This window comes from Streptomyces sp. NBC_00154, assembly GCF_026342835.1.
GTDB lineage: Bacteria > Actinomycetota > Actinomycetes > Streptomycetales > Streptomycetaceae > Streptomyces.
On record NZ_JAPEMI010000001.1, the window covers coordinates 6,436,698 to 6,458,278 of the forward strand.

Consider the following 21,581-nt stretch of genomic DNA (forward strand, 5'->3'; position numbering starts at 1 on the left):
AAGACCGGTAAGCGCGAACGCACGGCCATGTACGGCAAATGCACCCGTTACCGCGTCAAGGGCATCCCCGGCGTCAAGGACCGCTCGTTCGATGCACTCCAGGACGCCAAGACCTGGCTCGCCCAGGCCCAGACCGACGCACGGCGCGGCGAGTTCGTCGATCCGCGCGACGGGGCCATCTCCCTCAAGGACTACATCGAGACGCACTGGTGGCCCACCCAGAGCGGAGACCCGTCCACCATCGAGCGTATCGAGCAGCGTGTGCGTCGGCACATCGTTCCGCATCTCGGTGCCCAGCCGCTAAATGGCATAGGCACGGAGACGCTGCGCAACTGGAAGAAGCGGCTGGAGAAGGACCTTGGTCCAACCTCGATCCGTCTTGTCTGGGCGACGCTGTTCCAGCGTCCTTCAGGCCGCCGTTGAGGACCGCCGCCTCGTACGTAATCCGTGCCGCTCCAGCACGGTCGGTCCGCCGGCTGCCGCACCCGGCAGGGTCGAGGCGTGGCCGCCCGAACGCGTGCTGGCCGTACGTGCGGCGATGCCGGAACGGTATCGCGTCCTCGTCGAGATCGGAGCGGGCCTTGGCCTCCGACAAGGAGAGGCGCTCGGGCTGAGCGCGGAGGACATCGACTTCGCCAAGGAAGTCGTCCATGTCCGGCGCCAGGTCAAGATGGTGCGGACGAAGCTGTGCTTCGCGCTTCCCAAGGGACGCAAGGTCCGAGACGTGCCGCTGCCCAAGAGCGTGGCCCGGACCGTCCAGCGGCACATGGAACTCTTCGCGCCAGTGCCGGTCACGCTGCCCTGGGATGACCCGAGTCCCCCTGAGACGCCTGTGGAAGCCAAACACCGGCGGCCGAGGACGTACAGCCTCTTGGTGACGGGACGCGAGAGGAAGGCGATCAACCGGAACTTCTTCAACTCCTACGTCTGGAAGCCGGCCCTGGCCGGAGCGGGCGTGATCGCTCCGCTGCAAGAGAGCAACCGGAGTGGGTCCCGAGTGTGGGAGCCGTCTCGGGAGCACGGTTTCCACGCCTTGCGCCACTTCTACGCCTCCGAGGAACTGGAGGCCGGCGAATCTGTCGTCTCCCTGGCGCGCTGGCTGGGCCACTCCGACCCCGGGTTCACTCTGCGCAAGTACTCCCATTTCCTGCCCCGCGCAGGCGCACGGGGCACCGCCGCCATCGACGCGATCTTCGCGTAGCCTCGGCCCGGACGGCGTCGGGCCGCCCGGACAACGGCTCGCAGGAGCCCAGCTCAGGCGCAAAGTCCCAGAGAAGTCCCACGGGTGCCGCCGCACCCCCTCCTGACCCGCTTTCGTGCAGGTCAGGCAGGGTGCGGCGGCATCCGTCGATCAAATGTCGCGGATCTCCTCCAACCAGTTGTGCTGGGCCGGGTCCGGCCGGAGGAGCGAGCAAGGAACGCAAGCGTGTTCATGGACACAAGGGCTTGAAAAGGCTCGAGCGCGGGTGCCAATGGAGACCTTGCGCTTCTCGAAGTGCGCGAGGAAGGCGTCCCACTCCTCCTCGGTCGGTGTCCGATACTCATCGCTGGGTCGGGTGGCCCTGCGGCGGGTGATGAAGGCGCGATGGGCCTCGATGGTCTCGGCGGGGTAGATCGCTAATGGTGGAGTCGGGTATTGGGACTGTCCGAATGCCCTGCCCAAGGACACCGCAGACGAGGGTCACAGGTAGTCGAAGAAGCGAGTCCACCACGTCGGGGGATGCTCGGGCAGGTAGTAGGAGACGAGGTCGCTGACGCCGTCGTATCTCGTCCAGAGCAGATGCTCCGAGATGGGGACGTAGCCGAGTCCTTCGAGCTCGTCATCGATGCGGTGACGGTCTGCGTCCTGGAAGAGCTCGCGTTCCTCTTCCTCGTCGTAGCTTCCGGGAATGCCCAGGGTCACGGTGGCGAGGTTTCCGAAGTTGCTGATGGTCACGGTGATGCGTTCCCCGCTGGCCGTAGCGGCGTCCGGGATGACGATCGTCCCGTGGTGGCTGGCGTCCTGGACGCCTCGGTCCACGGTGCAGGTGCACTGGAACCGCTGATCCAGACGCGATGCGAGGTGGTCGAACCGGGACCGGGCAGCCGTGTGGTCATAGCCGCGGGGGAATTCCATGTGGTCCGGATCGTCGAGTGCTCGCAGCAGTGCCCACGCGCGCTGGTCATCGAGAGGCATGTACATTTTTTCCTTGCTGGTGAGCACGATTGGAGCACTGGCTGACGTCGGCGGCGTAGGCGGCCCAGTCGCCGCCGGATGCCTTCTGCCACTGGACGGCGACTTGGATGTGGACGCTGAGCATCCGGGCAAGGATGGCGGCGGGCGGTTCGGCGGCGAGGGTGAACAGGGCGGTGGACCGGTCCTGTTGGGGCCAGATGCCGATTTTGTGTAGCCGTAGGCCGATCTGGCTGTCACTGAGGGGACGGCCCGGCTGTCCGTCGGGGAAGAGCCAGGGGACGTCGTCAGGGTTGCCGATTTTGGCCTTGCCGCGTCGGGTCGCGACGAGCTTGCGGACGGCTTGCGCGGAGTGGCATCAGACATGCCGGGAAGGCTAACTGGCGATCACCTACGGGTGGAGATCGGTGTGGTCGATCCATGTAATGGTGACGACGATGTTCTCGTCGCAGGGGGCTTCAGTGGCTTCGAGCAGCGCCCATTCGCGGGCCGATTCGACCAACTCCGGCCAAGGTCTTTCCCAGTCGAGCTGCCAGTCCAGGTCGGGGCCGGAGATGCCGTATGTGCGATCGCCTTCGATCTTCCAGAACTGGCTGTATAGGACGAGCTGATCATGGTCGGCAAGCTCGTTGACGACCTCGATGTAGTGAGCAGACGGCCAGGCGGGCACACTGAAGCTGGTCATGCTGCACAGTCGGGCCGCCGACAGGGGCACGACTGGAAGGCGGGCCCCGAGTTCCGTGAGCGCAAACCGGAAGCCCACTGGCTCACTCCAGTCCGGCGGCGTCGCCCGCTCCATGCAGGCGCGGTACGCGCGCCACAAGGGCTCAACCGCGTCTCTGATCTCCAGATCCGCGAGGGCCAGTGCCGCCCACTCCCGCACGGTGCTGTTGTCACTGGCCAGCAACTCGATCAGTGCGGGGCCGCAGCGTGGGTCTGCGACCTCCTCGAAGACCTCGATGGCGGTCAGCTGGCCGAAGCTGCCGAGGGATGGCAGGCCGTCGATGATGACGGGGATGGCAGGGCTACCGATGTGGATCAGCTCGGCGCGGGCATCCATGGACTCGTCCGCAGCGCCGTCCATCTGCTGGACGAGGGCTGCGATGCGGGATGCCATGCGGGGTTCCTCTCGGGAGCGGGTGGGCTCAGTCTGCGTCAGGTGAGGTGTCTCGGTGCCAGAAGGTTGGCAGCCACCAGCACAGCACCGAGCGGTCCTCGGGCCATGGGGCTCGCTCCGCTGCGTCCCAGTCCTCGAAGGAGTCGAGGGCCTGATCGATGGGGCGCCACGCCGGATCGAGCGGCTCGTCTGGCGCCGGCTGCCGTACGTACCGCTGGCCATGGTGGTCGCAGGCGCCGAAAGACCGGTAGTTCTGCTGGGCCTCGATGAGGGACACGCGGTTGGCTCCGCCAGCCATTGTGGGCCAACGGAACTGAACGCCGTCGTCTTCCCAGAAGCAGATGGGACAGATCTCGTAGGAGCCGGGCATGTCGTCAAGGACGAGATGTCCGCAGCACGGACACGGGTAAGGGCTACTCATCGGCGCAGTGTGGACGATGGCTCACCCGCCCCACCACCGGGTTTCTGAGCTATCCCGGCCAACGGCGTGCGTGAGCGATGCGTGAGCGGACGGGGAAGCACACGTTGGATCAAACGGCACGCGCGGAAACAGTGCCGTGCTCCTGACCAGGCAAGACAGGACACGGCGTGCGACCACGGCACTACCCGTTACGATCTTGCAGGCCCTCGTAATGCGTAGGTCTCATTACTTGAAGACGTGCGCCGACTGCCCTCCAGGACACGCCCTGATAGCGCTGAAAGCTAAGAATGCCCAGGTCAAGGCCCATCCAGTCAGCACATCGATGATGTTCGCTGGGAGACCGCCGCGCGGACTCCTTTTACTTCACGGACACGTCGTGTCATAGGGCGGAGGGTGCGTGCGGTGGGGTTGCCATCCTTCTACTCGAAATCCTCGGCCACGCCAAAACGTATGTCGGTCGGATCATTCATCTGCCGGTGGCAGAGAACCGGTGGCAGAGAAGCTGTGAGCATTGTGGCGCAATGGCAGATTGGGTGGCTATGCCTGCGGAATTTATGGACGCCAAGACGACGGCGGAGTACCTGAACATGTCGATCTCCTGGGTGTACCGCGACGCCCCCGCCCTGGGGCTCGTTCCGTACAAGTTTGGGCGTGGCCGCAATGCCAAGATCCAGTTCAAGGTTTCCGAGGTAACGGCCTGGGTTCGGCAGCAGAAGCTGCAGTGATCAGGGGGAGTTCTGAGGCGGTGGCTGCCGTTCGCGCGGCGGCATCGCGTGAGGGGTTGGTCCGTTGGCTCTGCTGCGGCCGGGCAAAGTGAAGTGATCCTAGGCCATTGGCCCAAAGGATTGATCCTCAGTTGAACCATCAGCCCTCTAGATGCTGAGATGGGTCTGTCAATGGCGCTGCGGGTCCCCCGGGGATCTCTGCGGCGCCTTTCTCATGTCTGCGCTGGTCTATGTGCGAAAGGGACGGGGCAACTTGCTGAAGAGGGCGTTTATCGCACACGATCCGGGGCGGATCCGGCTGCGGTTCGCGTCCCGGGCTGTGCTCGGCATTGGGCTCGCCGTCGCGCTGTGCGGGGCGGCCGGGTACTCGCTGGCGGCGGCCATTGCTGGTGGCCTGGCCGCGCTGCTCGCGCTGTTCACGGTGACCGATCCGACGGTGCGTGGGCAGGCGATTACGACCGCGTTTCTCCCCGTCGTCGGTCTCCCGGTGCTCACGCTCGCCGCCGTGCTGCACGATGTACCCGTCGCGCGCGACCTGGCGTTCCTCGCCGTCGTGGGGGCGGGGGTGTACGCGCGGCGGTGGGGGCCTCGCGGGCACTCACTGGGCGTGTTCGGCTTCATGGCCTATTTCTCTGCCCAGTTCCTGCACACCGTGCCCGGCCAGCTGCCCGAGCTGTACGTGGCCGTGCTGCTGTCGCTCATTGCGTCGTCGGTGGTGCGGTTCGCGGTGTGGTGCTATGAGCGGAGGCTCGCGGCACCCGTAGCAGTCGCCCTCACTACCGGGGCGCCGGGCCTTGGGCGGATCACGACGCGGCAGGCCGTGCAAGCGACGTTTGGGGCGGGGTTCGCGCTCGCGGTGGGGCAGGTGCTCTCCGATCAGCGTTGGTACTGGGCGGTCGGCGCCACCTGGTGGGTGTTCGTGGCCACAACCTCGCGAGGTGAGACCGTCGTGCGCGGGTTCAGGCGATTCTTGGGGACGGTGCTCGGGATCGGGCTGGGCTTCGCCGTGGCTGTGCCGCTGCACCATGAGCCGGTCGTGGCCGCCGTGGTCGTGGCGATGAGCGTGTTCGGGATCTTCTATACCGCCGCTGTCTCCTATACCTGGATGATGCTGGCCGTGACCGTGATGGCGAGCATGCTGTACGGGCTGCTCGGCGTGCTAGACGCTGGTCTGCTCATACTGCGGGTGGCTGAGACGGCGGCCGGGGCGTTCGGCGCTGTATTGGCGGTGCTGTTCGTGCTGCCGGTAACCACGCACTCCGTGACCGAGGCGTGGGTGGAGCGGGCACTGCGGTGCGTGCAGACGTGCACGGCGGAGGCCGCCGCCCGGCTAGCCGGGAGCGAGGACGCTGCCCCAGCCCAGCGCGTTGTCGAACTGGAGGCGATCCTCGGCCGGGTGCGCTTGTCACTTGCGCCGCTGGTGCATCCGCTCAACCCGATGAAGGCGCGCAAGCGACGGGCGCGGCATGTGCTCGCGCTGCTCGATGACTGCGCACGCGAGGTGCGCGGCCTGGCCTCCGTAGCTGCCGACCCGGAGGCCTCGCACGACATCCGACTCGCCGCAGCCTGCTGGCGGGTGGAGGCCGCCGTCGAGGCCCTCACTGACGCGCCGACCGTCGGGCGGCCCCTCCGACTCGGCAACGCGACGGCCACGGAGCCGACGGGCGCCGAACCAGTGCTCGCCCACCTCCATGCGCTGGAGCGGGCCCTGCTCGAACTTGCCGTGCCCCTGCGGAGGGCCAGCCAAATTCCGGCCGGCGCCTGAGCGCCTGCGCGCGCGATGAGGTTGTCGAGCATCACCCCGACCCAGCGCTCCTCCTCGGCCTCCGACATCCGGGTCAGGATGAGCATGATGGTGCGATCGCTCGCGCGGTACGGAGACCGTTCTGCTGCGCCGTGCCTGAGGACTTGGACCGCGCCGTATACGACGTTGTCGCACGCGCGACACTCCTCGCCACCCGGCTCCTGGGCGGCAGTGCAGCGCGTAGATCAGATACCCGTGTCGAGCAGCTTCGCGGCCCTGCCGATGGAGGACGGCATGAGATGGCGGTAGCTGCGATACGTCACCTCGATGGACTTGTGGCCCATCCACTCCGCAACATCTGTGATCGGAATACCCATGGCCAGGCAATTGGAAGCGAAGAAGTGGCGCAGGCTGTACATGGTGTAGCCCGCAGTTATGCCAGCGGCGCGCAAAACCTTTTGCCATTTGTGGCGGAACGCATTTCCGCTGTAGTACGGGCTGCCGCCGACACCAGCCCCGCCACGACCGCCATTAGTCAGTAGGTACCCCTGTGAATCCGCAGGGTGTGTTTCCGTAAATTGCATCAAGTACGCGCGTGTCTTCGCGGGCATCGGCGTCTCGCGGAACTCGCCCCAGTTCCGGTGTTTGAGTGGCACCGGTACACGTTGGCGCCCATGGATCTGGTCGTTGATCCGGTAAACGTCCTGCGAGACGAGCCCGTTGACGTTCGTGGCGTGTGCCTCGCCATTCCGTAGACCGCAGCCCGACATCATCTCCATGACAAGGCGCAGGTCTTCGTCGTGTGCGTGGTGCCGGATGAGGTTGAGCTCCTCCAGCGTCGGGATCACGATGTCCTTGCGCTGATGGTCCGGTGGCGTAGCGTCCATGAACGGGTCCAGCGTCAGGGCGCCTCGACGTCGCGCAGAGTTGATGACCAGCCGCAGGACCTTGTACGCGTTCACCTGCGCCGCGCTGCCGATGTCGTCGAGCATCATGTCGCCGACGAAGTTGTCCACGGTGCTCGCGGTAAAGGTGCCGATCTTGCGCGAGCCCAGGCGGGGCGCGATGTGTACCGTAAGCGCCCGCTCGTAGCTCTCGACGCTGTTGTCCTTGAGCCCACGAGCTCGGTGGCTGATCCAATTGGAGGCGAAGTCCTCAAGGCTCTGGGCGGCGATCTTCTCGCCGTCGGAAGGGCCGGCCTTCTGCGCTCCCTTCTTCGACTGATACAGCTCCGTGAGCCTGGCTGTCGCCTTGTCCTGTGTCCCGTAGCCCGACTCCTCACGCTGCTTGCCGGCCGCGTCCCTGTAGCGGATCTTGTATGGGTGCGGGCACCGGGTCGGTGCCTTGCAGGTGCACTCCTTGAAGAACGTGCCCATGCCGCGTGCGAGGGTCCTGGCTGCCATGTACTGACTCCGTACTCGTGCTGACGTTTTGCTGACCCCGGGGGCGTCAGTATGGCGCTGACCTGCGGCCGCGCCTAACGAACAGCATTCATGGCGTTCTTCATGGCGCAGTTCCTGCACGCCGTTCCGGGCCAGCTGCCCGAGCTGTACGCCGCCGTCGCGCTCTCCCTCGTCACCTCATCGACCGTCCGCTTCGGTCTCTGGTGCTACGAACGGCGACTGCCGGTGCCTGTCGTGCCGGCACTTCACGGCGGCAGCGGTCTGGCCCGCACGACCACGCGTCAGGCGATCCAGGCGACCGCTGCCGCTGCCTTCGCACTGGGCGTGGGGCAGCTTCTCTCCGCGGACCGCTGGTACTGGGCCGTCGGCACCGTCTGGTGGATTTTCGTGAACACCGCCTCGCGGGGCGAGACGCTGGTCCGCGGCTTCCGCCGGGTCCTCGGCACGGTGGTCGGCATCGTCGTCGGGCTGCTGGTCGCCGTCCCGCTGCACGGAGACACGGCTCTCACCGCCGTCCTCGTCGCCCTCTGCGTCTTCGGGATCTTCTACACCGCCGCTGTCTCCTACAGCTGGATGGTCTTCTTCGTGACCGTGATGGCCGGACTGCTCTACGGGCTGCTCGGTGTACTGAACCCGGGACTCCTCGTCCTGCGGCTCACGGAGACCGGGGCCGGAGCTCTCGGGGCGGCGCTCGCCGTCGTCCTCGTGCTGCCCGTCAGCCTCCACGCGACCACCGATGCCTGGATCCAGCGGGCGCTGCGCTGTGTGCACGCGTGTACCGCCGAGGCCGCCGCGCGCCTCGCCGGCTCCCCGACCGCCGACCCCGCCCCGCGCGTGACCGAACTGGAGGCGCTGCTCGGCCGGGTCCGGCTCTCGCTCGCCCCGCTGGTGCACCCCCTCAACCCGCTACGGGCCCGCAAGGCGCGCGCCCGGCAGGTGCTCGTACTGCTCGACCTCTGCGCACGCGAGGTGCGCGGCCTCGCCGCGGTGGCCGCCGACCCGGACGCCTCGCACGACGCCAGGCTCGACGCCGCCTGCCGTCGGGTCGAGGCCGCGGTGCTGGCTCTGGCGCAGCCCCGTCCGGTCCGTACGGAACTGCTTGCCGCGCCCGCGCAGGCGCCGCACCACCACCCCGGCGCGGAGGCCGCGCTCACGCATCTGCACGCCCTGGAGGGGGCCCTCACAGAGCTGGCCGCACCCCTGCACACCTCGCCGCGGTCCCCGCTCGTCCCCGCCTGACCTGCGGCTCCGCGGAGGAGGCCGACGACGTCGCGGCCCTGGTCTAGACCGCAGAGGGTGCACTGCTACCGTCGCCCCGGGAGATCGCGACGGCCCGGACCGTGGCGATCAGTCGGCGGAGAGGGGCAGCAGCGGTGAGCAGCAACGGTGCCGGACGGGCATTCATCGGGTCGTTCACGTCGGCGGGCGGGCGGGGAGTCACCGTCGCCGCAGTGGACGGGGAGACCGGGGCGCTGACCGTCCTCGGTGCGACGGACGCCGTCCCCGATCCCTCGTATCTGGTCCTGGGGCCCGGCCCCGGATCCGGCTTCACCGCCCTCTACGCGGTCAGTGAGACGGAGAGCGGCGCGGCCGCCGCGCTCGACATCACCGGCGATGTGCCGCAGCCCCTCGGTGAGATACGGCCGGTGGAGGGCGACGGCCCCACACATCTGGCAATCGCCGGCGGCCATCTGATCACCGCCAACTACGGCTCCGGCAGCGTCACCGCCCTCCCGGTGCGCGCGGACGGATCGCTGGGCGTCGCCGCTTCCGTGCTCCAGCACGAGGGCAGCGGTCCGCGTACCGACCGCCAGCACGCCCCGCACGCCCACCAGGTGCAGCCCGACCCGTCGGGGAACTGGGTGCTGAGCGTGGACCTCGGGACCGACTCGATACGGATCTGCGCCCTCGACCCGAGCAGCGGGACGCTGCGCCTGCACGGCGAGACCGCGCTGCGGCCGGGCACCGGACCGCGGCATCTGGCCTTCCACCCCGCGGGCGCGCACGCCTACGTCCTGAACGAGCTCGAACCGACCGTCACCGTCTGCCGCTGGGACCCGGCCACCGGAGTCCTCGAACCGGTCGCCGAGACAGCCGTCGTGCCCGAGGACGTGGTCGCCGACCCCGAGGCCGTCGTCTACCCGTCCGCGGTGGTCGTCTCGTACGACGGACGGTTCCTCTGGGCCGCGAACAGGGGGCACGACAGCATCGCCGTCCTCGCTCTCGACGCATCGGGCGAGAAGGCGTCCCTGGTCACGAACGTGGGCTGCGGTGGCCACTGGCCGCGCGACCTGGCCCTCGACCCCACCGGCCAGCGGCTCTACGCGGCCAATGAGCGGGCCGGGAACGTCAGCTGGTTCGCCGTCGACGCGACGACCGGCATCCCGTGCCACAGGGGCTCCCTGACGGCTCCAGCGGCCTCCTGCGTCGTCTTCGGCTGACGCGGACCGACCGCACGACCGAGCAGCGCGCAGCACACATCACAGAGCACGCGTCCACACAGCACACAGCGGGGCCCGCACCGGTCGAATCCTCCGGTACGGGCCCCGCTGCTCTGTGCCTGCCAGGTCAGAAGGCCTGGGCCCCCTGCGGCGTTCCAGGGGCGATGCCCAGCGCCGTCATGTACATCGACAGCACGAGCTTGCCGATCGCCGGGTACGCACCGAGCGGCTCGGCCGTCGCGCAGCCCGCCTCCTTCGCGGCGGCGTCCAGCAGCCCCTCCGCGATCTCGGGACCCACCAGGTACGGCGCCAGGGCCAGCTGCACCGAACCGGAGCCCGTCAGCTGCTCGGCGATCGACGCGACCGAACCCTCGACGTCGAGGGCCGCGGCCATCACCGGCACCGCGAGCCGGGCAGCCAGCAGCATGCCGGTGATCCCGGCGGCCTGCACGGCCTCCTCGCCACCCACGGTGGCCAGCACGATGCCGTCGGCGGCCGTGGCCACGGTGAACAGCCTGGCGCGGTCGGCGCGGGCCAGACCGGCCTCGGAGAGGCGTACGTGCAGCGCCTCGGCGAGCAGCGGGTGCGGACCGAGCACATCGGTCAGCTCGACCTGCGCGCGGCTGTCCATGACGGCTTGGCGTATCCGCCGGATCAGGGCGCTGTCCGGTCCGGCGAGCAGCGGCACCACGACGGCGGCCGGCCCCTCGGGCTCGGCGACCTCACGGCCTGCGGCCTTCGCCTGCTCGTAGCGCGCGATGCGCTCGGCGGCAGCGTGCGCGAGCACGGAGGCGAGCGTGGGGTATTCGGCGTCGTCGCCGTCGAGATAACCGATCCGTGCGTTGAGACCGGGCAGCTCGGACCGGGCAATGCTGATGACCTCTTCGGCCAGGCTGCGGGTGGCCGCCGAGGGGGTACCGGGAACGGCAAGAACGAGCGCGGCAGCGCCCTCAGGTGCGACCACGGGCTCCGGGCGGCGGTGCCGTCCGGACTGGCGAGGTCGCGGCATTCGTACAGGCAGGCCGGAAGCGGGCCCAGTGGGGGTGCTCATGGCGCCGCATGCTACTGGTTTTGGGTGCCCCTCTGTTCGGGGAGGGCCCAGTCGGGCGTTATCTGTCCGCTTTTATCCGATGAATGGCTTACCTGCCAACTGCCCTGCTCTGTCGGTCCTTACCGGCCCTCCTGTCCAGGCCCGTAGGCGGGTACGAACAGCATCGTCGGGTGCAGCGGCAACCGCAGATCACCGGTGGCCAGCGCCTCGGCGATGCGTAGCGAACCGGTCAGCGGATCACCCGAACCGGGGACCGTCCGCGCCTGCGGCAGTTGCCGGGCGAGCTCTTCGCGCAACGGTACGAGGAGCGGGTCGCCCATCCTGAACAAGCCACCGGTCAGGGCCACTTCGCACGGCTCGTCGTCCGCCCCGAGCTGCGGGCACACCGCCGCGGCCGCCTCCGCGATATGTCCGGCGGCGTCCCGCAGGATGCCCGCGGCGACCGGATCGTCCCCGGCGCACGCGGCGACCTCGGGGGCGAACGAGGCCAGCAGCGCGGGCCGGTCGGTGCGCGGATAGAGCACGCCGGGCATATCCGCCGCCGGACCGAACACCGCTTCCAGGCGGGCCAGCAGCGCGGCCGATCCGCCGCGCCGCCCGTCATGTGCGCGCATGGCGGCATCGAGGCCGGCCCGGCCGATCCAGGCGCCGCCGCCGCTGTCGCCCAGCAGGTGACCCCAGCCGTCGGCCCGGCGCCAGCTCGTCAGATCCGTGCCCAGCGCGATCATGCCCGTGCCGCCGGCGACGACCGCCCCCGGCCGTTGTCCGACCGCTCCGGCGTACGCGGTCACCGCATCGGCGGCCAGCGCCAGCAGCCGTACCCCGAGCGCGCTCTCCAGGGCCCCTGGAAGCTCGGCGCGCAGCTGGTCCCCCAGCGTCGCCATGCCGGCGGCGCCGATCGCCACGGCGGCGATGGTGGCGCCTTCGGCGGCCCGGTCCTGCTCTCCTGCCTGGGCGCGCAGCTCCCGGGTGGCGGGAAGCAGCTGTTCCAGCAGGTGTCCGGCATCGATCCCGGCCGGTCCGGTACGCACCGGTGCGGCGCAGACCACGGTGGCCACCGGCTTCGCGGCCCCGACCACGCCGAGCGCCACCCGCAATCCCGAACCGCCCGAGTCCACCCCGAGGACGTACGGTCCCGCGGCGGCGGTCACGGCAGCCGCCAGTCGACCGGTTGCGCTCCCTGGCGCTCCAGCAGTTCATCGGCCCGGCTGAACGGCCGCGAGCCGAAGAACCCGCGGTCCGCGGACATGGGGGAGGGATGCGAGGACTCGATCGCCGGGAAGTCGCCCAGCAACGGCCTCAGATTCCGGGCGTCACGCCCCCACAGGATCGACACCAGCGGTGTGCCCCGCGCCACCAGCGCCCGGATCGCCTGCTCGGTCACTTCCTCCCAGCCCTTGCCGCGGTGCGCCGCGGGCCGACGGGGCGCCGTGGTCAGTGCCCTGTTGAGCAGCAGCACCCCCTGCCGGGTCCAGGGCGTCAGGTCGCCGTTGGACGGTCGGGGCAGTCCCAGATCCGTGTGCAGCTCCCGGTAGATGTTCTCCAGGCTGCCCGGCAGCGGCCGCACATCGGGCGCCACCGAGAAGCTCAGTCCCACCGCATGTCCCGGCGTCGGATACGGGTCCTGACCGACGATCAGGACTCGCACCTCGTCGAAGGGCTGCTGAAACGCCCGCAGCACATTCGGCCCCGCGGGCAGGTAGGTACGCCCCGCGGCGATCTCCGCGCGCAGGAAGTCGCCCATCGCGGCGATGCGTTCGGCCACGGGGTCCAGGGCCTGAGCCCAGCCCGGTTCGATGATCTCTTTCAACGGTCTTGCTGCCACGGGCCGCACTCTACTGCTCATACGACCGGACCGATCAACCGCCGATGGCCGTCGCCCGAACGCAGAGAACGTCCGGCAGATGCGAGGCGAGCTGCTCCCAGCTGTCCCCGTCGTCCCTGCTCGCGTACACCTCGCCGTTGCGATTGCCGAAGTAGACCCCGGCCGGGTCGGCGTTGTCCGTACAGAGCGCGTCACGCAGCACCGTGCCGTAATGCGTCTCCTCGGGCAGTCCGGCGGACAGCGGCTCCCAGCTGTTGCCGGCGTCGCTCGTTCGGAACACCCGGCAGCGGTGCTCGGCCGGGACGCGGTCGGCGTCGGCGTTGATCGGGAAGATGTACGCCGTCTGCGCCCGGTGCGGGTGGGCCGCAGCGGCGAAGCCGAAGTCGGACGGCAGCCCCTCGCCGATGTCCGTCCAGCTGTCCCCGGAGTCGTCGCTGCGGAACACACCCCAGTGGTTCTGCAGATAGAGCCGGTCCGGATCGACCGCGTCCCGGGCGACCTTGTGGACGCACTGACCGAACTCCGGGTTCGGATCCGGCAGGAAGACCGCCGACACCCCCTTGTTCGACGGGGCCCAGCTCGCGCCGCCGTCCTTGGTGCGGAACACCCCGGCCGTGGAGACCGCGACGGTCACGTCCCGCGCATCCCTCGGATCGGTCAGGATCGTGTGGAGCCCCTCACCGCCCCCGCCCGGCACCCACTTCGAACGCGTCGGATGCTCCCACAGCGGGCGGACCAGCTCGAACGACTCCCCGCGGTCCTCCGAGCGGAAGAGCGCCGCCGGCTCCGTCCCCGCGTACACGACGTCGGGCGCCTCGTCCCCCGCCGGGTGCAGCTGCCAGACACGCTCCAGCGAGGCGCCGGTGAACGACGGGAATTTCACCGCCGGTTGCTGCGGCTCGACCCATGTCGCGCCCAGGTCGTCGGAGTGGAACACCGACGGCCCCCAGTGCGCACTGTCCCCTCCGACCAGCAGCCGGGGCGCCGGACCGCGGGTGTCGATGGCGATCGAGTAGATCGCCTGCGCATTGAAGTGCGGAGCGCCGAACTCCCAGGCGCCACCACGCCTTCGGCCGATGAAAAGTCCTTTACGGGTTCCCACAGTGAGCAGTACGTCGGTCATGACCGACCCCTTCCGAAACGCCTTTGTCGCGGACACGGGCCAGTCTGCACCCGACCACTGACAGTGGTGTGCAGAGACGATGTCTGTGCAGGTCGGACGGGGGTGGCGGGCGAAGGGCGAGCCTCTGGCAGGGGAGCTGCGACCGCATCCGCACGGGCCGTCTTGACCACCGTCCGGAGCGGGCCGTAGCGTGCGGCAGAAAGCGCTTGCCCCGTCGTCGATCCGGACCCAGGAGCACCCGTGGTGACCTTCGAAGGACTGCCCGGCGCCGTGGCCGTCTCCCACCTCAGGGTCTACGACTGGCCCACCGAGGACGGACTGCGCGGGGGTACGCCCCACCTCCACCTCACCTGTTCCGAGGGGTATGTGGTGGTCGGCGGAGCCGGCTCCGTGCAGACCCTCACCACGTCCGGCTTCCGGCAGACGCCCCTGACCGCCGGGTCCCTGGTGTGGTTCACCCCCGGCACGATCCACCGCCTCGTGAACGACGACGCCCTGCGCATCGTCGTCCTCATGCAGAACAGCGGACTGCCCGAAGCCGGGGACGCCGTTCTCACCCTGCCGCCCCGGTACCTGACGGACACCGACACCTACCGCGCGGCGGCCGCACTCCCCGCCGACGCGGCAGAGCCGGAACAGGAACGCGCCGCCCGCGTCCGCCGCGATCTCGCCGTCGAGGGCTTTCTCGCGCTGCGCCGCGCCACCGAGGCCGGCGACCCCGAGCCGCTCGCCGCCTTCCACCGCGCGGCCGCCGCGCTCGTGAAGCACCGGACGGACGACTGGCGGGGGCGCTGGGAACAGGGCGCCGCGGCCGCGTCCCGGGCAACCGGTGAACAGCTGGACTCCCTGGCGCAGGGGGACAGTGGCCATCTCGCCCGTGCCTGTGTGCACGCCGAACAGCCGTCGGCGTACCGAAAGTTCGGGATGTGCGGCCGTCTCGATGTCTACGGCGGCTGATTCCACGGCGGGCGGCGGCGCAGGCCGTGCTCACCGGGTGCGACCGCAGCTGGTGGGCGCGTCCGTCGTGCTCCATGGCCTCCGTTGCTCCTGGTGGTGCGCTCAGAGCCCCAAGGCGTCGTCGGCCCAGTCGAATGCCGGCGCTCCACCCGCGCCCGGCGTCTGTTCGGACCAGATGACCTTGCCCATGTCGGTGTACCGGGTGCCCCACCGGTCGGCGAACTGGGCGACGAGATACAGGCCGCGGCCGCCCTCGTCCGTCGTCGACGCATACCGCAGATGCGGTGCGGTGCTCCCGGAGTCGGACACTTCGCAGATCAGCGAGCGGTTGTGCAGCATCCGGACGCGGATCGGGGCGCCGCCGTGGCGGATGGCGTTGGTGACCAGCTCACTGAGGATCAGCTCGGTGGCGAAGAGCTCTTCCTCCAGCCCCCGGTCGGTGAGCCACTGGGACACTTCCTTGCGGACCCCGGCGACGGCCGACGGGTCGGGCTCGATGTCCCATTCGCCGATACGGGAGGGGGCGAAGATGCGCGTAGCGGCCACCAGGACGGCGGCGTCGTCACCCGGAGGGGTGGGCAGGAGCGCAGTGATCAGGTCGTCGCAGGTCTCCTCCGGAGTCCGGTGCCGTCCGGCCAGCGTGTTGCGCAGCGTGTCGAGCCCGGCATCGAAATCCCGCTCGCGCGACTGGACGAGACCGTCGGTGTAGAGCACCAGACGCGTCCCCTCCGGCAGAGGCAACTCCACTGCCTCGAAAGGCAGTCCGCCGATGCCCAGAGGCAGGCTTGCCGGGACGTCGGGGAACCGCACCGTGCCGTCGGGCAGCACCAGGACGGGACCGGGATGGCCGGCCCGGGCAGCGGAGCAGGTGCCGGCCACCGGGTCGTAGACGGCGTACAGGCAGGTTGCCCCCGTGACGTCCGCGCGGTCGCCGTCGGCGTGTTCCTCCTGGTCGATGCGCGCCACCAGTTCGTCGACGCGCGCGAGGAGTTCGTCGGCCGGCAGGTCCAGCGTGGAAAATTGTGGACTGCGGTGCGCAGGCGGCCCATCGTCGCGGCGGCGTGCAGACCGTGTCCGACGACGTCACCGACGACCAGTGCGACGCGGGCACCGGGCAGCGGAATGACATCGAACCAGTCGCCGCCCACCCCCTCCTGAGCCGGCAGATAGCGGTATGCGACGTCGAGAGCGTCCTGCTCGGGCAGGCCGCGGGGCAGCAGGCTGCGCTGCAGCGTCACCGCCATCTCGTGCTCGCGGGTGTAGCGGCGGGCGTTGTCGATACAAACGGCTGCCCGGGCGACCAGTTCCTCGGCGAACGTCAGATCGTCCTCGTCGAAGGGCTCCGGATTCCCCGCGCGCCAGAAATTCGCCATGCCCAGGACCGCACCGCGGGCGTGCAGCGGAACGGAGAGCAGGGAGTGGACACCGTACGCGAGGATTTTCGCCGCCTGTTCGGGGTCGGGCCCCTGCCAGCGCGGCTCGGCGGACAGGTCCGGCACCAGCATCGTGTGCCCACTGATCAGGCCCAGGGCCGGCGGGCTGGTGGGAACGAACCCGATGATCCTTCCGATCGGATAGAAGGGGTGGTCGCCGCGCACGCCTGCCACAGCCGTACGCCGCATGTCCAGCACGGTGCCGAGCGGCACCGACGGCTCCTCACCGTGCAGCACGGACTCGGCGAGGTCGACCGAGGCGAAGTCGGCGAAACGGGGGACCACCACTTCCGCCAACTCCTCCGCGGTCCGGGTCACATCCAGGGTCGTCCCGATGCGCGCACCGGCCGCGTGCAACAGCAGGAGCCGCCCCCGCACCTCTGCGGCCCGGCCGGCAAGGGCGGCCAGTTCTGTCGTGTCCCGCAGGGTCGCGACGGTCCCGGCAGGTCCGCCGTGTTCGTCGGTGGGCCGCAGATTGACGGCCAGCAGCCGGTCGCCGGCCATGCTCACCTTGTCGGAGGCGACACGGCCGGAGGCGAGCAGTTCCGCGAGGGGAGGGGGCAGGCCGACATCTGTCACCGGGTGCCCCTCGGCGTCCGCAGGCAGGCGCAGCAGCCGCCGGGCCTCGTCGTTGGCCAACACCAGCCGTCCGTCGCCGTCGATGATGAGCACACCTTCGCGTACGGAGTGCAGCACCGCGGCGTGATGGTCGTACAGTCGCGTCATCTCGGCGGGGCCGAGCCCGCGCGTCTGCCGCCGCAGGCGTCGGCTGACCAGCGCCGCTCCGCCGGAGGTGAGCGTAAGTGCGACCACCGCGGAGCCGGCCAGCACCGGCAGTTCGCGGTCGGCCATCTTGTTCACGTTCGTGACCTTGATGCCCACGGACACCAGGCCGGCGGTCGAGCCGTCGGCCCGCGGTACGGGCACCACCGAGTTCACGGCCGGCCCCCGGCTCCCCGGGAACGTTCGGGTGAAGCCGTGCCCGAGAACCGCCTCCTTGTACGGGCCGAGGATGTGCTTGCCGATCAGCGCGCGATCGGGGTGGGTGTAGCGGATACCGCGTGTGCTGGACACGACGACGTACTCGACGTGTGTGCTCTTCCGGACTTCTTCAGCGAGCGGCTCCAGCACGGCGGTGGGATCCGGGCCGTCCAGCGCCGTCACGATGCCCGGGGAGTGAGCGAACGTGGCGGCGACGGCGTTCGAACGGCTTCGGGCTTCCTGAACGGCGGCGTGCCGGCCCTGCCACACGAGCGAGAACGCGGCCGCGGCGACGATCAGCACCACGAGCGCCAGCTCCAGAAGCAGCACCTGCCCGGCCACGGAGCGCACGCCGAGCAAGGTGTGGGAGCGTCCAGGGCGCGATGGTCGGAGCCTTGCCATACATCTGCCAAAGCCGCCCATAGCTCCTTTTTACCAGCTATGTTCATACAAGAATTCGAAGAGGATCGCTTGCATGGGCAACGGGTGCGGTACCCCGGGGCGGGGCCGTCACAGCGCCCCTCCGGCAGACGGTGGCCTCTGCCGGCCCCTGTCCTCGTCGGAGGCGCCGGTCCCATGGCTGCCGCCCGCGGCCGCGCCGGTGGCCTGGTCGGCGGGCGCCCCGCCGCCACCGAGACCGTCGTCCGCACCGCCCGCGACCTGCCGGCCCCCGGGCGAACGATCACCTCTGTCGTGAAACCGCTGGGGGCCCGGCCGCAGGTCGGACGAGACGTCAGCGGCGCGGGGCCGCCGTGCTGCTGCGCACCACCAGGTTGGTCGCGAGGTCGACCCGAGTGGTCGCGGGCTGCTGGCCCCGGCTGAGATCGAGGACCAGCCGGGCCGCGGTCTCAGCCATCTCGATGAGCGGCTGGCGCACCGTGGTGAGCGGCGGCCCGATCCACCGGGTGAGGGGCAGATCGTCGAAGCCGACGACGCTGAGATCCTCCGGAATGCGCAGGCCCAGCTCGCGAGCGGCCTCGTAGACGCCGAGTGCCTGCAGGTCGTTTCCGGCGAAGATGGCGGTGGGCGGCTCGGGCAGCCGCAGGAGTTCCAGCCCCGCGGTGTAGCCGTCCTCGTGCGAGAACTCGCCCTCCCGGACCAGATCGGGATCGATGGGCAGCCCCGCGGTCTCCATGGCGGCCCGGTAGCCGTCGACCCGGGCTCGGCTGCACATCATCCGGGACGGGCCGCTGATGACACCGATCCGCCGGTGCCCGAGACCGGTCAGATGACGCGTGGCGGCCAGCCCGCCCTGCCAGTTCGTCGTTCCGACCGACGGCACGTCGTCACCCGGGTCACCCGCCGGATCGACCACCGCGAAGGGGATGTTGCGGCTGGTCAGCTGGGCGCGCTGGGCCGCGGTCAGATCCGAAAGCACCAGGATCACACCCACCGGCCGGCGGGCCAGCACGCCGTCCACCCAGGTCTGGCCCGGTGTCAGCCGGCCCGCGCTCTCGGAGAGCACCAGGCTCAGCCCCTCCTCCCGGGCGACGTTCTCGACGCCCCGGACGACCTCCATGGCCCAGCCGCTGTCGAGCTCGTGGAAAACCAGATCGATCAGCTGCGACTGCGCCGTGGAACCCCGCCTGCGCCGATAGCCGTGGAGCAGCAGCAACTCCTCCACCCTGGTGCGCGTACCGGGGGCGACGTCGGCTCGGCCGTTCAGCACTTTCGAAACTGTCGGTGCCGAGACTCCGGCCGCGCGAGCGATCTCCGCCAGCGTGGCGGTGCTCTGCGACGGCACGTCGGCAGACGCCTTCTCCTGTGGTGACTGGACCTTTGCAGGGCTCATGCAGGAATCGTAGCTTCATGTCGCTCGGATCGGGGAAGGGGTCAGGGTTCGGAAAATCCTTCCGGGAACCTCTTGACGTGCCCGAAACACGACCGTACGGTTCCGGCAACATTCGAAAGACATCCCGAAACATTCGACAGAGGTGCGGTCATGCGGTCGGGCATTTTCACTCAGGGCACGCGTACGGCGAGATGGACCGCAGCGGGTGCGGCCATGGTAATGGCCGGTCTGCTGGCGGGTTGCGGTACGAGCGGGGGCAGCGGTAGCGACGGCGGAACCATCACCGCATACGTCTACGGCGATGACGCGGTCAAGGTTCAGCAGGCCGCAGTCACGAAGTTCAACAAGACCTCCAAGGTCAAGGTCAAGCTGGTGTCGGTCCCCGGCACCGATTACGTCAACAAGCTCCGCAGCGCAATGGGCTCGCCCAGCGCGCCCGACGTGTTCTTCAACTGGGGTGGCGGCTCGATCAAGCCGTACGTCGACGCGAAGCAGCTCGTCGACCTCACCTCCACCGTGAAGAACGACGCCACGCTCAAGGACGGATTCCTTCCGTCGATCATGACGGCGGGCAGTCTCGACGGGAAGATCTACGGCGTGCCGATGCGCGGCATGCAGCCCGTGATGCTCTTCTACAACAAGTCGCTCTTCGCCGAGAACAAGCTTGAGGCCCCCAAGACCTGGGAGGACCTGCAGAACGCCATCACCACCTTCAAGGCCAAGGGCATCACGCCCTTCGCTCTCGGCGGCGCCGACAAGTGGCCCGAGCTGATGTGGATGGAGTACCTGCTCGACCGGATCGGCGGACCCGAGGTCTTCCAGAAGATCCAGAACGGCGACACCTCCGGCTGGGGCGACCCGGCGGTGCTGAAGGCGGCCCAGACCGTCAAGGAGCTCGTCGACCAGGGTGCCTTCGGCAAGAACTTCAACTCCGTCGACTACGGCAACGGTGGCGCGCCCACGCTCCTCAACAAGGGCAAGGCCGCCATGCACCTCATGGGCTCGTGGGAGTACTCGACCCAGCTGGGCAAGGCGCCTGAGTTCGCCAAGAAGGACCTCGGCTGGACCGCCTTCCCGACCGTGGCCGGCGGCGTCGGTGACGCGGCGGACGTGGTGGGCAACCCGACCAACTACTGGTCGATCAACGCGCGCACCAAGCACAAGGACGCCGCGATCGCCTTCCTGAAGACGATGGCCTCGCAGGAGTACGCCAAGGCCCTGGTCGACAACGGGGACATCCCCACCACGTCCAACGCGGCCTCGATGCTCAGCACGTCGCCCAACCCGCAGTTCGCCAACGACCAGTACAGCCTGGTCCAGAAGGCGCCTAGCTTCACGCTCTCGTGGGACCAGGCACTGGAGTCCCAGTACGCCACCCCGCTGCTCACCGAGCTCAGCAAGCTGTTCGCCGGCAAGTCCACCCCTGAGCAGTTCGTCGCAGCGATGAAGGCCGTCAAGTAAGCATGTCCCACCACACTCCGCACGTGAAGACGCGTGGGGGCAGGAAGACGGCCGTCGGCAACGTCGGCCGTCCTCCGGTCAGCTGGGCTCTGCCCGGCATCCTCTTCTTCGCCGTCTTCGCGATCGTCCCGCTGGCGATCGCCGTCTACCTCTCCTTCTGCCAGTGGGACGGGCTGAACTCCCCGACCCCGACGGGCCTGGACAACTGGACCCGGCTGTTCAAGGACCCGGAATTCCGCCAGGCCGCCTGGCTGAGCCTTCTGCTGACCACCATCAGCTGGGCCTTCCAGACCCCTGTGGCACTGCTCCTCGGTGTCTGGGCAGCGGGCCGGCAGCGCAGCAGGGCCGTGCTCTCCGCGGTCTTCTTCATCCCGCTGCTGCTCTCGACCACCGCCATCGCCATGCTCTTCCACGCCCTGCTGGACCCCAACTTCGGCGTGATCACGGAGATAGGGCCCTGGTTCGGGATCGACCCGAACATCATGGGATCCTCCACCGGCGCCCTGCTCACCGTGGCGTTCGTCGGCGGCTGGCAGTTCATGCCGTTCCACACCCTGATCTACCAGGGCGGCGCCCGGCAGGTACCCGAGGTGCTGTACCAGGCGGCCGAAATGGATGGCGCCGGCATGTTCCGGCAGTTCTTCCACATCACGCTGCCGCAGCTGCGCCACACCATCACGACCTCCTCGGTTCTGATGATCGTCGGCTCGCTGACGTACTTCGACACCGTGCTGATCATGACCAAGGGCGGTCCCGGCACGGACACCACGGTCCTGCCGTATCTGATGTACCGGACCGGCTTCCAGACCTATGACCTCGGCTATGCCGCGGCGATCGCCACGGCCCTGGTCGTGGTGGCCACCGCCCTGTCGCTGATCCTGGTCCGCTTCAGCGGCTTCGGGAACATGCGGTCCACCCGGGAAGGTATGTGACG

Annotated in this window: 18 protein-coding genes and 3 pseudogenes; 9 read left to right on the plus strand and 12 right to left on the minus strand. The window is 69.2% G+C overall.

What is annotated here, in order from left to right; all coding sequences use genetic code 11:
• The first annotated feature begins 27 nt into the window (after positions 1-27).
• Positions 28-423: a hypothetical protein gene (locus tag OHA03_RS28825; RefSeq protein ID WP_267006646.1), complete on the plus strand. Its 396-nt coding sequence runs from the start codon at positions 28-30 to the stop codon at positions 421-423.
• A 115-nt stretch (positions 424-538) separates the two neighbouring features.
• The gene (locus OHA03_RS28830) at positions 539-1,201 is read left to right on the plus strand and encodes a site-specific integrase (RefSeq protein ID WP_267006647.1); all 663 of its coding nucleotides are present in this window, start codon (positions 539-541) and stop codon (positions 1,199-1,201) included.
• A gap of 480 nt (positions 1,202-1,681) precedes the next feature.
• Here the strand turns inward: OHA03_RS28830 and OHA03_RS28835 are convergent, their stop codons facing one another.
• The 3 genes from OHA03_RS28835 to OHA03_RS28845 all read right to left on the minus strand — a co-directional run bounded on the left by OHA03_RS28835 (position 1,682) and on the right by OHA03_RS28845 (position 3,711).
• Positions 1,682-2,176 (minus strand): hypothetical protein, encoded by a 495-nt coding sequence (locus OHA03_RS28835; RefSeq protein WP_267006648.1) that lies wholly within the window; start codon positions 2,174-2,176, stop codon positions 1,682-1,684.
• Positions 2,177-2,564: 388 nt separating this feature from the next.
• Positions 2,565-3,290: a HEAT repeat domain-containing protein gene (locus tag OHA03_RS28840; RefSeq protein ID WP_267006649.1), complete on the minus strand. Its 726-nt coding sequence runs from the start codon at positions 3,288-3,290 to the stop codon at positions 2,565-2,567.
• Positions 3,291-3,318: 28 nt separating this feature from the next.
• Positions 3,319-3,711 (minus strand): CPCC family cysteine-rich protein, encoded by a 393-nt coding sequence (locus OHA03_RS28845; RefSeq protein WP_267006650.1) that lies wholly within the window; start codon positions 3,709-3,711, stop codon positions 3,319-3,321.
• A 539-nt stretch (positions 3,712-4,250) separates the two neighbouring features.
• Between OHA03_RS28845 and OHA03_RS28850 the strand changes: the two genes are divergently transcribed.
• The gene (locus tag OHA03_RS28850; protein WP_158711215.1) at positions 4,251-4,436 is read left to right on the plus strand and encodes an AlpA family transcriptional regulator; all 186 of its coding nucleotides are present in this window, start codon (positions 4,251-4,253) and stop codon (positions 4,434-4,436) included.
• Positions 4,437-4,650: 214 nt separating this feature from the next.
• Positions 4,651-6,201 (plus strand): FUSC family protein, encoded by a 1,551-nt coding sequence (locus OHA03_RS28855; RefSeq protein ID WP_267006651.1) that lies wholly within the window; start codon positions 4,651-4,653, stop codon positions 6,199-6,201.
• Positions 6,202-6,209: 8 nt separating this feature from the next.
• Here OHA03_RS28855 and OHA03_RS28860 read toward each other — a convergent pair.
• Both OHA03_RS28860 and OHA03_RS28865 read right to left on the minus strand, forming a co-directional pair.
• A pseudogene (locus OHA03_RS28860) lies at positions 6,210-6,317 on the minus strand (metal-dependent hydrolase); the annotation flags it as partial.
• A gap of 108 nt (positions 6,318-6,425) precedes the next feature.
• Complete coding sequence (locus tag OHA03_RS28865; protein ID WP_267006652.1) at positions 6,426-7,583, minus strand: site-specific integrase; 1,158 nt, start codon at positions 7,581-7,583, stop codon at positions 6,426-6,428.
• An 84-nt stretch (positions 7,584-7,667) separates the two neighbouring features.
• Here OHA03_RS28865 and OHA03_RS28870 point away from each other — a divergent pair.
• Both OHA03_RS28870 and OHA03_RS28875 read left to right on the plus strand, forming a co-directional pair.
• Positions 7,668-8,822, plus strand: a pseudogene (locus tag OHA03_RS28870) (FUSC family protein); the annotation flags it as partial.
• A gap of 134 nt (positions 8,823-8,956) precedes the next feature.
• Positions 8,957-10,024, plus strand: coding sequence for a lactonase family protein (locus OHA03_RS28875; RefSeq protein ID WP_267006653.1), 1,068 nt, complete (start codon positions 8,957-8,959; stop codon positions 10,022-10,024).
• Between the two features lie 127 nt (positions 10,025-10,151).
• Here the strand turns inward: OHA03_RS28875 and OHA03_RS28880 are convergent, their stop codons facing one another.
• From OHA03_RS28880 to OHA03_RS28895, 4 genes are all read right to left on the minus strand, one after another.
• Positions 10,152-11,075, minus strand: coding sequence for a sirohydrochlorin chelatase (locus OHA03_RS28880; protein ID WP_267006654.1), 924 nt, complete (start codon positions 11,073-11,075; stop codon positions 10,152-10,154).
• 119 nt (positions 11,076-11,194) lie between these two features.
• Positions 11,195-12,226 carry an N-acetylglucosamine kinase gene (locus tag OHA03_RS28885; protein WP_267006655.1) on the minus strand — a complete coding sequence of 344 codons (1,032 nt, stop codon included), beginning with the start codon at positions 12,224-12,226 and terminating at the stop codon, positions 11,195-11,197.
• A complete protein-coding gene (locus OHA03_RS28890; RefSeq protein WP_267006656.1) occupies positions 12,223-12,900 on the minus strand; it encodes a uracil-DNA glycosylase in 678 nt (225 codons plus the stop codon). Before OHA03_RS28890 ends, OHA03_RS28885 begins: the two co-directional genes overlap by 4 nt.
• A 34-nt stretch (positions 12,901-12,934) precedes the next feature.
• A complete protein-coding gene (locus tag OHA03_RS28895; protein ID WP_267006657.1) occupies positions 12,935-14,023 on the minus strand; it encodes a sialidase family protein in 1,089 nt (362 codons plus the stop codon).
• A gap of 240 nt (positions 14,024-14,263) precedes the next feature.
• On the opposite strand from OHA03_RS28895, the gene OHA03_RS28900 reads away from it, so the two are divergent.
• Positions 14,264-14,980, plus strand: coding sequence for a cupin domain-containing protein (locus OHA03_RS28900; protein ID WP_267006658.1), 717 nt, complete (start codon positions 14,264-14,266; stop codon positions 14,978-14,980).
• A gap of 102 nt (positions 14,981-15,082) precedes the next feature.
• On the opposite strand, the gene OHA03_RS48045 is transcribed toward OHA03_RS28900, so the two are convergent.
• From OHA03_RS48045 to OHA03_RS28910, 3 genes and pseudogenes are all read right to left on the minus strand, one after another.
• Positions 15,083-15,526 (minus strand): ATP-binding protein, encoded by a 444-nt coding sequence (locus OHA03_RS48045; protein WP_354006168.1) that lies wholly within the window; start codon positions 15,524-15,526, stop codon positions 15,083-15,085.
• Between the two features lie 48 nt (positions 15,527-15,574).
• Positions 15,575-17,817 (minus strand): annotated as a pseudogene (locus OHA03_RS28905) (SpoIIE family protein phosphatase); the annotation flags it as partial.
• Positions 17,818-18,127: 310 nt separating this feature from the next.
• The gene (locus tag OHA03_RS28910; RefSeq protein WP_267006659.1) at positions 18,128-19,186 is read right to left on the minus strand and encodes a LacI family DNA-binding transcriptional regulator; all 1,059 of its coding nucleotides are present in this window, start codon (positions 19,184-19,186) and stop codon (positions 18,128-18,130) included.
• A gap of 213 nt (positions 19,187-19,399) precedes the next feature.
• Here OHA03_RS28910 and OHA03_RS28915 point away from each other — a divergent pair, with 213 nt between their 5' ends.
• Entirely contained in the window at positions 19,400-20,647 is a 1,248-nt protein-coding gene (locus tag OHA03_RS28915) for an extracellular solute-binding protein (protein ID WP_267008198.1), read from the plus strand.
• Positions 20,648-20,649: 2 nt separating this feature from the next.
• Positions 20,650-21,579, plus strand: a complete 930-nt coding sequence (locus OHA03_RS28920; RefSeq protein WP_267006660.1) for a carbohydrate ABC transporter permease — start codon at positions 20,650-20,652, stop codon at positions 21,577-21,579.
• Positions 21,580-21,581: the final 2 nt, after the last annotated feature.